Annotated in this window: 12 protein-coding genes; 9 read left to right on the top strand and 3 right to left on the bottom strand. The window is 46.2% G+C overall.

From position 1 onward, the window contains the following. Positions 1-59 precede the first annotated feature (59 nt). From EBC_RS20275 to EBC_RS20235, 9 genes are all read left to right on the top strand, one after another. Positions 60-818, top strand: a complete 759-nt coding sequence (locus EBC_RS20275) for a nucleoside/nucleotide kinase family protein (RefSeq protein WP_013203726.1) — start codon at positions 60-62, stop codon at positions 816-818. Beyond that, complete coding sequence (locus EBC_RS20270) at positions 802-1,551, top strand: nucleoside/nucleotide kinase family protein (protein ID WP_049789671.1); 750 nt, start codon at positions 802-804, stop codon at positions 1,549-1,551. The genes EBC_RS20275 and EBC_RS20270 overlap by 17 nt, the downstream gene beginning before the upstream one ends. Beyond that, on the top strand, positions 1,548-2,891 hold the full coding sequence (locus EBC_RS20265) for a lipopolysaccharide biosynthesis protein (protein ID WP_013203724.1): 1,344 nt from the start codon (positions 1,548-1,550) through the stop codon (positions 2,889-2,891). Before EBC_RS20270 ends, EBC_RS20265 begins: the two co-directional genes overlap by 4 nt. Beyond that, complete coding sequence (locus EBC_RS20260) at positions 2,884-3,717, top strand: hypothetical protein (protein WP_013203723.1); 834 nt, start codon at positions 2,884-2,886, stop codon at positions 3,715-3,717. Before EBC_RS20265 ends, EBC_RS20260 begins: the two co-directional genes overlap by 8 nt. Before the next feature lie 11 nt (positions 3,718-3,728). Beyond that, positions 3,729-4,292 (top strand): YtfJ family protein, encoded by a 564-nt coding sequence (locus tag EBC_RS20255; RefSeq protein WP_013203722.1) that lies wholly within the window; start codon positions 3,729-3,731, stop codon positions 4,290-4,292. Between the two features lie 64 nt (positions 4,293-4,356). Beyond that, positions 4,357-5,427 carry an LPS export ABC transporter permease LptF gene (gene lptF / locus EBC_RS20250; RefSeq protein WP_013203721.1) on the top strand — a complete coding sequence of 357 codons (1,071 nt, stop codon included), beginning with the start codon at positions 4,357-4,359 and terminating at the stop codon, positions 5,425-5,427. After that, entirely contained in the window at positions 5,424-6,509 is a 1,086-nt protein-coding gene (gene lptG, locus EBC_RS20245) for an LPS export ABC transporter permease LptG (RefSeq protein WP_013203720.1), read from the top strand. Before lptF ends, lptG begins: the two co-directional genes overlap by 4 nt. A gap of 70 nt (positions 6,510-6,579) precedes the next feature. Then, on the top strand, positions 6,580-7,371 hold the full coding sequence (locus EBC_RS20240; RefSeq protein ID WP_013203719.1) for an MBL fold metallo-hydrolase: 792 nt from the start codon (positions 6,580-6,582) through the stop codon (positions 7,369-7,371). A 616-nt stretch (positions 7,372-7,987) separates the two neighbouring features. After that, a complete protein-coding gene (locus EBC_RS20235; RefSeq protein ID WP_013203718.1) occupies positions 7,988-8,431 on the top strand; it encodes an STY4534 family ICE replication protein in 444 nt (147 codons plus the stop codon). A 95-nt stretch (positions 8,432-8,526) separates the two neighbouring features. Here EBC_RS20235 and EBC_RS20230 read toward each other — a convergent pair whose 3' ends face one another. The 3 genes from EBC_RS20230 to EBC_RS20220 are packed head-to-tail and all read right to left on the bottom strand — an operon-like array spanning position 8,527 to position 12,685. Beyond that, entirely contained in the window at positions 8,527-9,627 is a 1,101-nt protein-coding gene (locus tag EBC_RS20230) for a 3'-5' exonuclease (protein WP_013203717.1), read from the bottom strand. 27 nt (positions 9,628-9,654) lie between these two features. Beyond that, complete coding sequence (locus EBC_RS20225; protein WP_013203716.1) at positions 9,655-10,557, bottom strand: UvrD-helicase domain-containing protein; 903 nt, start codon at positions 10,555-10,557, stop codon at positions 9,655-9,657. Further along, positions 10,550-12,685, bottom strand: a complete 2,136-nt coding sequence (locus EBC_RS20220) for an ATP-dependent nuclease (RefSeq protein WP_013203715.1) — start codon at positions 12,683-12,685, stop codon at positions 10,550-10,552. Before EBC_RS20220 ends, EBC_RS20225 begins: the two co-directional genes overlap by 8 nt. Positions 12,686-12,911 lie beyond the last annotated feature (226 nt).

The following is a 12,911-nucleotide window of genomic DNA, read 5'->3' as shown; positions in this document are numbered from 1 at the left end:
TGACTTGAACCCATAGAGGAACAGAATAAAATGGCTTTTTTACCTGTGGATAGCTTGTTGTGCGCCAGAAAATAAATTCCCAGTCGCGTTATTCCCCGGTGCGCGTAATCGCTATTACAGGTTGTGATGGTTCCGGAAAATCGACGTTAGCTGCCAGTCTGGTTAAGCACTTCTCTTCGCAACAGCCGACGGAATTTCTCTATCTCGGTCAGTCATCAGGATTGATAGGAAAGTGGATCGCCGATCTGCCAATAATTGGTGCGCCGTTTGGCCGCTATTTGCTGAAGAAATCCGATCGCGTTCACCAGCGTCCTGCCACGCCTCCCGGCAATGTTACCGCGCTGGTGATTTTTCTGCTCTCGTTCTGGCGAGCTTATAAGTTTCGGAAAATGCTAAGAAAAAATCGCCCGGGTCAGTTGCTGATCGCCGATCGCTACCCGCAGGCCGAAGTGCCAGGTTTTCGTTTTGATGGACCGCAGTTGGCCAAAACCCACGGCGGAAATCGCTGGATTGGCTGGCTCAGAAATAAAGAGCAAAAGCTCTACCAATGGATGGCCTCATATCCGCCATTATTATTAATCCGTCTGGATATTGATGCGCAGACCGCGCATGCCCGCAAACCCGATCATTCGCTCGCCGCCCTGCACGAGAAAATTGCCGTTATTCCGCATCTGAACTTCAATGGCGCAACCATTCTCGATCTCGATGGCAGAGAGCCGGAGAATAAAATTCTGGATGAATCATTACGTGCGATTCAGGCCTCATTAACCTATTCAGAGACAGAGTTATTTCATGACCATCATGCTGAAGAAAATTAACACCGAGCGTGCAGAAGATGACGTGGATGAGTGTTATTCCTGTATTTCGGGGCTTATTGCGGTTGTCGGCAGTGACGGTACCGGAAAATCCACGCTGACGGCTGATTTAGTCAGGAATTTGCAAAAGCAAAGGGTAACTGAACGCCGTTATTTAGGCCTGATATCCGGTGAGGATGGCGATAAAATTAAACGATTACCGGTTATTGGTGTCTGGCTTGAACGTCGGCTGGCGGCAAAGTCGGATAAAACCCAGCGCATGAGTAATAAGCCTCCGGCACTGTGGGCGGCTCTGATCATGTACGGTTTTTCATTGTGGCGTTCGTCTAATTTACAGAAAGCGATCCGCCTGGCGCAGAGCGGCGTACTGGTGATCAGCGATCGTTATCCTCAGGCTGAAATATCGGGTTTTTATTATGATGGTCCCGGCATTGGCGTGGAACGGGCCAAAGGCTGGTTAATGAGCCGACTGGCCGAAAGTGAGCGACGCTTATATCAGCAGATGGCGCTGATTCGTCCGCAGCTTATTTTGCGTCTGGATATTGATGTGGATACCGCCTATGCGCGTAAACCGGACCACAGTTATGAAGAGTTAGAAGATAAAATTTCTGCCATGGTCAGAATTCAGTACAACGGTTCGCGCATTATCGAACTGGATGCCCGCGCGCCTTACGATGAAGTGTTGGCGAAAGCGCTGGATTCGATCACGGCTGTTGCCGCCGGTTCCACATCATGAAGCACTGGTTTAAGGATGGCGCCTTTCGCACGATGCTGAAAAATGCCGCTTATCTGGGATCCGGCAGTGTGGCAAGTGCCTTGCTGGGCCTGGTGGCGCTTTCCTGTGCCGGCAAAGGCATGTCGACAGAAATGTTTGGCGTACTGGTGGTTATTCAGGCCTATACCAAAGCGGTCAGTGATTTAATTAAGTTCCAGACCTGGCAATTCGTGGTGCAATTCGGCACTCCGGCACTGGAAGGCAAGAATATCTCCCGCTTCCGCGACGTGATTTCATTCTCTTTCGGGCTCGATATCCTTAGCAGCGTCGTGGCTGTATTGGGTGGAATGGCGCTGCTGCCTTTCCTTTCTCACTCGCTGGGACTGGATACTCACAGCCTGTGGCTGGCGGTGCTTTACTGCACGTTAATTCCGTCGATGACCTCGTCCACGCCGACCGGTATTTTGCGGGCGTTTAACCGCTTCGACTTAATTGCCGTACAGCAGGCGATTAAGCCGTTCCTGCAGGCGGTCGGCAGTCTCTTCTGCTTCTATTTCGAGCTGGGTTTCCCCGGCTTTATTATTACCTGGTACGTTTCCAACCTGATCGGTGGCTCGCTGTTTTGGTGGTTCGCCGCGCGCGAGTTGCGATCCAGAGAGATTCATAATGCGTTAACTCCCCGACTGATGAACACCGCTCGCCGGATTGAAGGCGCGTGGGACTTTGTCTGGACAACCAATTTCGCCCATACGATTTGGGCGGCGCGAAACTCCTGCAGTACGGTGTTGGTTGGGATCGTTTTAGGTCCGGCGGCGGCCGGCCTGTTTAAAATTGCGCTGACCTTCTTTGATGCCACCGGCACGCCCGCCAAGCTGATGGAGAAAAGCTTTTACCCTGAAATCATGCGCCTCGATCCGCGCACCAGCAAGCCGTGGCAGCTCGGCCTGCGCTCCGCGCTGTTTGCCGGTGGAATCGGGGTGGCGGTGGCCGTGCTGGTGCTGGTCGTCGGCAAGCCGCTTATTTCCGTGGTCTTCGGCTATAAATATTTGCAGGCCTATGACCTGATGCAAATTATGCTCGGTGCGATCATCGTTTCTATGCTGGGCTTCCCGCAAGAATCCTTGCTGTTTATGGCGGGCAAGCAGCGGGCATTCCTGATTGTGCAGACGATTTCTTCGGCCTGTTATATTGCGCTGCTGATCGGCATGTCGCACTTTTTCGGCGTTCAGGGCGCGGCGCTTGCCTATTTTGCTGGGCAATCCTTAGACGTATTATTAACGATGATCCCGACGTTACATGCCTGGCGCCATCGCAATGCCCTGCGGTTTACCCTGCCTCAAGAGAGCCAACAAAATGGATAATAGCTGGAAGAAATTTCCTGTAGAAACCACGGAGTTATTATTTGCCGCGGTGGAAGAGGATGACATCGTTGACGCGAATTTCAGTCTGCCGCAGCAGATCGCTTTGCCATGCTCTCAGGAAGGACTGGGAAATAATTATGCGCTCTGCCTGCAATTTTGGGAGGACGGCTTCACCCGTGAGGAGTTACTGGGTCTGGTTAATGATTTCCTCCGGGGATGCGAAATGTCGGCGTCGACGCGTTTACGCTACAAATATATTCGCGCGCGCTATAAGCATTTACGTTTTGCTCAGCGCCTGTACGGTAAAAAACATCAGTCGGGCCATCTGTTCCATCTGACCACCGTGCTTCTTGGCCACTTCCAGGATGCGTTCCGTAATGGCAATAAAAAGAACCTGAATCTCTACGGCAATATTCTGCGGGTGTTCCTCAGCAAGCCGATCTGGTCACAGGTCAGCTATGGCCTGCGTCATTTAGAGTTAGAAACCGAAAGCGGATTTATTGCCTATCGTCAGGATCAGTTGCGGCAACTGCAAACGTTGATTGCCAACCCGATGCTGACCGGCAAAGAGTTTCACGACGTCCGCAAAATCGTCAGTCAGCAGGTGTCCTTTTACGACACCCTCAGATCCCTCGATCCTGATAACGTCGAAGCGCGGAAAATTTCCCGCTTTATGGCCGCCATTAACGGGCTGATGGGTGACCGGCATGATGTGATGGTGGCCGACAAGCTGTCTGGCGGTAAATCCTACGACGCGCCTGCGGTGTTGGATATCGATATCCGCCAGCGGCTGGAATCCCTGCTCGCCAGGTTTCACGCGCAGTGATCAACGCCGGGATGCTGGGCAAGCTGTTGACCCTGGTCTTGCTGTTGCTGCCGTTGGCGGCCTCCGCTCATAACTTTGTTTATGGCCAACCCGTTGCGCCCGTGGCTATCGCCGACCGTGGCGAGTTGATCCTCAGGGAAGGGGAATTCAGCTATCAAAACTGGAACAGCGGCGAACTGGCGGGAAAGGTGCGGGTTGTGCAGTACATCGCGGGCCGTACGTCGGCGAAAAAGAAAAACTCGCTGCTGATCACCGCCGTTAAAGAGGCACAGTTTCCCGAGGATCGCTTCCAGCCCACCACCATCGTCAACACCGATGACGCGATCCCCGGCTCCGGTTTCTTCGTCCGCGGGAAGATTGAGAAGAACAAAAGGAATTATCCCTGGGCACAGTTCGTTGTCGACAGCGACGGCATCGGGCGGAAAACCTGGCAGCTGCCTGAAGAGAGCTCCACCATTTTAGTGCTCGATCGGGAAGGGCGCGTACGTTGGGCCAAGGATGGGTCGCTGAGCCCAACCGAAGTCAGCGATGTGATCGGCCTGGTGCAAAAGCTGATCGGCAGCGGCCAATCATGATGTGCAACCTGACGATGAGCCCTGTTGAGAAAAGCGGCTGGCCGGGCGCGAAAGGAGAACCGTTGTGTCGCTGATTGAACGCTATATCACGGTTGAAATTCGTCGACTGGTGATGGTTATCGTCGGTTTTCTGGTGGTGATGTTCGCCAGTTATTCCGCACAGCGCTACCTGACCGATGCCGCTAATGGCACACTTGCGCTGCAGGTGGTGTTTGATGTCGTCTGCTACAAAGTATTGATTGCGCTGGAGATGCTGCTGCCGGTTGGACTGTATGTTGCCACGGCCGTCGCGCTGGGCCAGCTTTACACTGACTCTGAAATCACCGCAATATTTGCGGCCGGTGCCAGCCCGGTTCGCCTGTATAAAGCGGTGCTGTTTTTAGCGATTCCACTGGCGGTGGTGGTGACGCTGCTGTCTCTTTACGGCCGTCCGTGGGCGTATGGCAATATCTACCGGCTGGAGCAACAGTCGCAGTCGGTGCTGGATGTCAGCCATTTACAGGCCAATAAATTTAACGTCAATGGCAGCGGCAGAATGGTGATGGCCAGCCGTATCGATCCCGCCAGCCATCAGCTTACCGACGCGTTGATTTACTCCCGCTCCGGGAAAAATACCAACCTGTACCGGGCGCATTCGGTGGTGGTCACCGATCCTTCTCCGGCCACTCCCAGCGTCAACCTGAGGAACGGCACCGCGTATGTGCTGGATCGCGAGGGCGCGCAGGACAATATGCAGCACTATCACAGCCTTAATATCGCGTTGAAACCCTTTATTGAAAGTCAGGAAGTCAGGCGTAAGTCGGCTCCCGTGGCCGATTTATGGTGCTCGTCGGATCCGGCGGATAAAGCAGAGCTGCAGTGGCGGGAAAGCCGCGGCCTCAGCACCCTACTGATGGTGCTGTTAGCCATTCCACTCAGCCGCACCAAACCGCGACAGGGACGTTACGCCACCTTGCTGCCGCTGACGCTGCTGTTTACCGCCATTTTTTATGGTGGCAACGTCTGCCGCACGCTGGTAGCCAACGGATCGCTGCCTGCCATCCCCGGCGTGTGGCTGGTTCCGCTGGTGATGCTGACTGGCCTGGCGTTTTGTCTGGCGCGCGATTTCTCACTGCTGCGGAAATTCTCCCGATGACTATTTTCAGCCGCTATCTGATGCGGAATATCTTTATCGGATTTGCTGCGGCCGCCGGTTTGCTGATCCCGCTGTTTACCACCTTCAACCTGATCAACGAACTGGATGATGTGGCCCCAGGCGGCTATCGCTGGACGCAGGCGCTGCTGGTTGTGGTGATGACCTTACCGCGTAGCCTGGTGGATCTTGCGCCCTTTATTGCCTTGCTGGGCGGCATTGTCGGGCTGGGACAGCTATCCAAAAGCCTGGAACTTACCGCTATCCGCACCGCCGGGTTTTCGATCTCCCGCATTGCGCGGGTAATGTTCTGCGCCGGGCTGGTGATGACTCTGACGCTCGGCGCGGTAGATGAGTGGGTGGCCGCTCCGTTGCAACAGCGGGCGTTGCAGATAAAGAATGTCGCAATGGCGAAAGCAGAAAGTGACTCAGACGCCGGAAATGCGCTGTGGGCCAGGAGTCAGGATGACTTTGTGACGGTGCAATCGTTGGATAATCGCAACCAGCCGGTGGGGATCGAAATCTTCAGCTGGCAGCCCGACCTGACGTTGAAGTCCTATATTTTTGCGCAGAGCGCGACCATCGCCGGAAAGGGCATGTGGACGCTGCACAACGTCACCGAAAAGCGCTGGGATAAGCAGCAGGAAACCGTCAATAACCTGCCAGAAATGCAGTGGCATTCGCTGTTTTCGGGTGAAGATTTGAAGAGGCTCACGTTACCCGCAGAAAGCTTCTCGGCCCGACAGCTCGCTGACTATATTGTCTATCTGCACAAAACCGGGCAGCCAAGCCTCGAGTATGAAAGTGCATTGTGGCAAAAAGCGGGGCGACCCATTTTGATTCTGGCGATGATCCTGCTGGCGGTTCCCTTCACCTTCAGCACGCCGCGTGCGCCGGGACTGGGAAGTCGCTTAGCGCTGGGCGTAATCGTCGGACTGGTGACCTGGATTGTTTACCAGATCGTTCTGAACCTCGGGATCCTGTTCTCAATCAATGCCCAGCTAACCACGCTGGTGCCGCCGGTATTATTGCTGGGGCTGGCGGTGGGGTTGATCTATCGCTTCGATCGGCGGCTAAAGTATTAGATACGGAGGCTGACAAACTGAGCAGACCGCTCCCTTGCCCTGGATCCCGCGTAAGAATGAGGAACACTCAATGATCACGTTATGCAAAGCCTGCGGTACATCTTATGAGATAACCGATTCCCCGCCAGCACAATGCAAGATATGCCAGGATGAACGACAGTATGTCCCCGCGACCGGGCAGCAATGGGTTGATTTTAATGCCCTTTGTGCTTCGCACAGCAATAAGTGGCAACAACACGACAGCGCTCTCCTCAGCATCCACACCGTGCCAAATTTTGCCATTGATCAGCGCGCATTTATTCTGCGTACACCTGAGGGCAATATTCTGTGGGACTGCATTGCCACGCTGGATGACGCCACGAAAACGTTAGTGGCCTCACTGGGAGGACTCAAGGCTATCGCGATATCGCATCCGCATTACTACACCACCATGCAAGATTGGGCTGAAGAATTTAACGCCCCCATTTACCTTCATGCCAGCGACCGTGAATGGGTGATGCGCGACAGCCCCTGGATTACCTTTTGGGAAGGCGACACCCTCGAGTTGACCGGTGATGTCCGCGTGATACGTCTTGGCGGGCATTTTGCGGGCGGCTGCGTTCTGCACTGGGCGCGAGAGGAGGGCATCGTGCTTTCCGGCGACATCGTCCAGGTAGCGCCTGGCGGGAAGGGCGTCTCCTTTATGTGGAGTTACCCTAATATGCTGCCGTTGCCCGCCGCAACGGTCAGCGACATCACTCAACGCCTGAGTTCGGTGAAATTTAAGAAACTTTATGGCGCGTTTGAAGGAAAGGATATTACTGCTAACGCAGACGAGATCGTGCGGCGTTCAGGCGAAAAGTATCTTCGCTGCCTCAGATAAACGGGCAGAAAATTACCAAAACCCCAAACTTTGTCCTCAGCGACGCTGATAAGGTTAACAGGCTGAGATGTTGCCCCCGTGACTGCGGGAGGGGTGGATGTCTTTTACGGGGACAGAAAAACATCAGTCCGGCAGGCAAATCACTGCACAACCGATTTGGTCTGTAAGGCGCACGCCCTCCGTGAAAACCGCGCCGGAGCTTCAACTCCCGGAGTTACGAATACACTACCGGTCTTCGTGCAGGCCTTGAGCGCTGGCAATTGCTGGCGCTTTTTTATTTTCATCCCCGCAAAACTACTTTATCGCTGACATCCGCTTTTAGCGGCAGGACACTGGAACGGCATTATTGTTGTTGTCTCAACAACCAACCAATGTTTCAGCAGCCTGAGAGAGACGCTTACGCGGTTGCCATCTAAAACTTCATGACCTGAGAGAAGTGCTGCTTTTGCAGTGGTCGATCCGCTCAACCTCTTAATGCGGATATCACCTGTGTGATGAGGTTCTTTGTACTGACCAGCCAACGTGGCATAGCTATCCGCGCTTCCTGACGGAAGGCATTTATCCGTCAGGGATGAATGTTTCTCCGCCACTATTTCCCACTCCTGGAGTAAACATCATGACTGCGACCACTACCAACAACGCTGCAAACAAAGCCAACACAACCTCCACCGAAGCTGAATACTTCAATCTCAACATCAAGGGCCTGGGGTATCTGAGCAACATTCGCAGAATTGAAACCTTGAATGGTGGCTTTCTTAGCGTGGTGATTAATGTGCTGAGTGGTACCGCTGACAGCCCTACCTATGTGCGCTTTGATGCCACTGTCGCGGGTAAGGAAGCAACGGACCTTATAAGCCGCTGCCAGCAAGCCGTAGACGAAGACCAGAGAATGCTACTTGGGTTTACCCTCAGCAACCTGACGTCTGACATTTTCACACTCAACAAAGGTGATCATGCAGGCGAACAGCGGGTTAGCCTGAAGGCCAGACTGATTAAGGTCGATTGGATCAAGATTGGTCAGGCGATGGTTTACAAAGCAGAAAAGACAGAACCTTCCTAACCTAATGAGAGAAAAGCGGAGAAAACATACTCTGCCGACTCATTCTAATAATTACGCCCCAATATCCCGGGGCGTAATTATCACCATATTCTACTTTATGTATTGAAGTCCATATTATTTTTAGAGAACAATACTATGCTAGCATTCTTGATAGCACGCGAAACTGATACATATAAAATACGCCTTGCCCTTTCTAACTTTTCATTTAACGTCACATTAAGATCAGATGTCAGAAGTTCAGAGAAAATATTTTTATCATGTAACATTGAATCCTCTAAAAAAATCAGAACGTTATCGAACTCAAGGCCTTTCGCTGAGTGGCATGTCATATAATCAATACCGGATAGTTTTGACTCACCGTGCAGATAATCCATCCAGTTTAAAAACTCATCAATATTAATATAAAGAAGTTCAGATAAAAAAACTGAACAATCAGCCACTCGTTTAAAATTAGATAATTCTAAAATGGTCGAATCAATGCTAGCGTTAGGATCAATCATTTTTTGCGGAAATAGAGATTCTATTATTTCTTTAGTTTTAGGTGAAATACTCCCATTTATATCCCTCCTGACACCATCAACATATTCAAGTAAAGTGCAATTTGAAAAACCTTGGAGAAATGATATGGCTTCACGAACCTCTTTCAGACTGAATTGACTTTTAGTTACAATCGGAAATAGCTCACTCAGAGATAAAGTTTTATTCCTAACAATAAGAAATAGAGGGAGCAAGATATTATGAAGGGTCATTGCCAGTCTACCCGCCTTCTTTAGCTCCCTAACTACAAACTCCTCATTAACCTTATTATGATAAGAGGGGTTTTCGGCAGTATAAATTTTAGAAACTAATTTATATATATTATCGAAATCACATAAGGTAGCGAGCATTTTGTTTTTAAGAACTAGGCACGCGAAAGAACTATCAGGAGACAAATGCCATTCACGCTTATGATCATTAATTATATCCATTATTATTGACTGTTCATTGCACTCTTCACCTAGTTGCTGGAATTTGACCTCGCCACCTTGTTTATTTTTATAGATAGAAGTTTGGATAATAGGTTGATGATTACCTCTTATTATATTAATGTAATTTATAATCTCATCAAATGATCGTCTATTAAAATCTTTATTTATTAAATTCAAACTTTCATAAAATGGTTTTTTGACTATATCCCACGAGAAAATGGTTTGCATCGGGTCGCCAAAAAAACCTAAAATAAATCAGTCACTTGAACCTTTTGAATACGTATAAATCTCAGAGAAAAAATCAATGATATCTGGGTTTGTATCTTGGCACTCATCGATGAAAACATAAGGATAAGCGTCAATTACCACTCTAGACAAACCTATGTTTTTTAATAATAATATTTTTGCATATTTAAGTAATGTATCATGCCCAATCACACTTAGATGTAGTATTTCAATATTTTGATTGGCTTTGTAAGTTATATCCTTATATTTAGGATCGCCAGTCTTTATTGAATCCAGACAGTTTTTATAATTCTTAATGGTCAGTAATATCTTTATTGCATCGTATACATCTTGTTTGTTGGACTTGATTGCTCTTAACAAGTCTATACCAATCACAGACTCTAAATAACTCCAATACGGCACGGCGGGGCCAAAAGCGACTTCATAGTAATTTATTTTATCTTCGCGTATTTTTTCAATTAAAAAATCTAGCTCTTCAATTGAAAGGCTTCTAAAGTTTTTATATGATTTATGTAAATCAGGATCGTGAAAAACTATATACTCTAATCTTTTTATTTCATCCCCAAGGAATGAAACATGGGTCTCAATCAACTCTTTGTTATAATTCTTCAATAAATCCCAAATAAAATAATGAATCGTTGAAACATAATAATGCTCTGAGGACGGCAACCGCTCGGCGATTTCATTTGTGGCGTTGTTAGTATATGTTATACATAGTATTTTTCTAGATGAATTATTTTTCTTAATAGCACATAATTGCCCTGCGTATTTAATGGCTTTAACTAACGCATATGTTTTCCCAGCACCTGCACCAGACTGGAAATAAAATGACTTTTCCTCATTAATTGAATGATAAATACTTTCAATTATTTCATGCTCTGTCTTTTCTTTTTCTGCGTCTAATTCATACATAGTCACCTCCTCTAACTTTACGCTTTTGACTTCCAAGCCACGACAATCCATTTATTATGTATGAAGGCAATTCTGGTTTAACATCTTCGCTAGTTAGTAATTCATAAATGATGGCGTTAGCAAATGCACTTTTACTGTCTGATAGTTTTTTCTGTATCTTGAATGAGTTCATCGCAAGAATGTGATGTTTTTCCTTTTCATCTGAAATAATATCTAAATAGTCCTTTCCAACAACTTTTAGTAAAACACCTCTTAATAAATCATTTCTATAATTTTTGAGAATCAACGCTTCTTCGAATGAAGTTGCATAATAACTCGCCTTATTTCCGTCAGGTATATCAAGAGATATTTTTTCCAACTGGTAAGCAAGATATATATTATCAGATATGTGATGCTCGGGGAAATTTATAACTTTTTTGCTTCCTAAGAAATGAGTTAAGGTAGAGTTTGTTGTTTCGATTGAATCATCCAATAATTCCATTTGCGGAAAATGTTCAGTAGTAATCTCCGAGCCATCATCTTGTATTATCACTTGTTTGAAAAGGGAGTTATCCCGTTTGAAATCTATGTCCGTTATTATCAATGTTGGAATATTTATTCTTTTCAGAAGGTTTGAATACACTTTTCTGTGCGCGCCATCAATTCTGAAAACTGAAATATTGCCTTTACTTAGGAACGTGTTTCTATCAATATAATAATTTATGACACGTTCTTCAGTTATTCCTTCAACTAAAATTATTGCATCAGAAAAGAAAAGCTCAGGAACTTGGTGTTTTACATGTTTTTTAATAAATTTAAAGTAATCAAATTCCTTGCCACCCTCGCAAAGATCATTATCGTTCAAAATTATACTCTCACTATTTCCTTTTGAACTATTAATGTAATTAATTTCATTGAATGTTCCGCTTCCATGAATAATACTATTCAATATATGTGAGGAGTGAGTAGTAACTACAATTTGGCTTTTAATTGAACTAATGTCTTTAGAGTTTAGTCCTAATATCTTTATCAAAGCCTCTTCAATATGACGAATGAAATTAACTTGCATCTGAGGATGCATAAAAACCTCAGGCTCCTCAATGCATAAAAGCTGGATTTTAAGCTGTTTTTCTTCATGCAAGCTTCTATTAGAATAATCAATTATTTCACTAATTATATTTATAAGATTCGCATATCCTAATCCGAATTGACCTTCAGGAATTAGATTTTCGCCATCACGGTGCTCATATGTTATGAGATCTCCCATTAATCTATCGAAAGTTAAGTTGGCTCTTAATTCAATACCTAGACTTTCATCAAGAATAATTGTGTTTAAAACTGATTCGACATTATCTTGATGACTTACTTTTATTTTTTCAGTAAGGCTGTGGTTATTCCCATCAACCAGATGCAAAATACTCTTTAGTTCATCTTTATTTTTCTCATACATGAACTTTATAATTCTATTGAAGGATTTTGCTAGTAGCCTTTGGTCATGAATATTATTCGCAACCTTAATGATCCGAAGGTCGATCAGGTTTTTCACCTTGGCCTTATCAATTAATTTATTATCTATATTCTTAATGACTCTTTTAAATTCCGTCTCTGATATCAAATCTAAAAAACGTCTAAAAAACTCATTATCATTGTAACCACTGTCTTTTTTTTCTTTAATTAAATCATCCACTGCATCCCGAAAAATTTCCTCATCATAAATTTTAAAGATTATCATTATATATGCTGTTGTATCTTTGGTATCATCTCTTGGGATACTACTCAATGATGATACATCTATGAATGGTGAGAAATTACTAGTGCTATCATTATTTATATCATCTAGGATGAACTCCATTTCGAATTTTATTTCCGGGTATATTGAAAAATCTGACGCAAGAAATGCAGAAAGAATCCGCCTCAAATAATTATGGTTAAAGTCATTTCCGTTTAATTTATCTGTATCTGAACATAATAATGCTAAGGAGTTTGTTATCGTTGTTTTACCTGAGTTGTTTTTTCCAATGACTACTGTTGTTGACGCAGCAACTGGTGATTGTTCAGGTGAGGTTTTCCCAGCTTTAACGAAACAGACTTTATTATTAGAATTGCTAAATTTCCTAAAATTATGAATAACTAAACTTTTTAGATACATACAGTTATTTCCTTATAGCACGCAAACAAATTGAATAATTTTTTTTACCTTTTTTTTATGCTAAGAACAAGAGGCATCAAGTGGCAGGATTTCAACCAATTGATAAACATGATCTTTTTTAAAGTCACTGGAACTGTAATTTGATTTAAGTCTGCACTCATGGTTAATTTTTTTAAGGAATTATTGTAAGTATACCGTTTAACCGGACCATTCACTTTTATAGATC

The sequence above is a fragment of the Erwinia billingiae Eb661 genome, from assembly GCF_000196615.1.
In the GTDB taxonomy this organism is placed as follows: domain Bacteria; phylum Pseudomonadota; class Gammaproteobacteria; order Enterobacterales; family Enterobacteriaceae; genus Erwinia; species Erwinia billingiae.
The sequence above is the reverse complement of the archived record's forward strand: the minus strand, read 5'-3'. Positions and strand labels throughout refer to the sequence as shown.

Coding starts and splice junctions, on each gene's coding strand:
- EBC_RS20225 (WP_013203716.1), bottom strand. CDS start 10,557: ATGTATGAATTAGACGCAGAAAAAGAAAAGACAGAGCATGAAATAATT.
- EBC_RS20220 (WP_013203715.1), bottom strand. CDS start 12,685: ATGTATCTAAAAAGTTTAGTTATTCATAATTTTAGGAAATTTAGCAAT.
- EBC_RS20265 (WP_013203724.1), top strand. CDS start 1,548: ATGAAGCACTGGTTTAAGGATGGCGCCTTTCGCACGATGCTGAAAAAT.
- lptG (WP_013203720.1), top strand. CDS start 5,424: ATGACTATTTTCAGCCGCTATCTGATGCGGAATATCTTTATCGGATTT.
- EBC_RS20255 (WP_013203722.1), top strand. CDS start 3,729: ATGCTGGGCAAGCTGTTGACCCTGGTCTTGCTGTTGCTGCCGTTGGCG.
- EBC_RS20270 (WP_049789671.1), top strand. CDS start 802: ATGCTGAAGAAAATTAACACCGAGCGTGCAGAAGATGACGTGGATGAG.
- EBC_RS20240 (WP_013203719.1), top strand. CDS start 6,580: ATGATCACGTTATGCAAAGCCTGCGGTACATCTTATGAGATAACCGAT.
- EBC_RS20235 (WP_013203718.1), top strand. CDS start 7,988: ATGACTGCGACCACTACCAACAACGCTGCAAACAAAGCCAACACAACC.
- EBC_RS20230 (WP_013203717.1), bottom strand. CDS start 9,627: ATGCAAACCATTTTCTCGTGGGATATAGTCAAAAAACCATTTTATGAA.
- EBC_RS20260 (WP_013203723.1), top strand. CDS start 2,884: ATGGATAATAGCTGGAAGAAATTTCCTGTAGAAACCACGGAGTTATTA.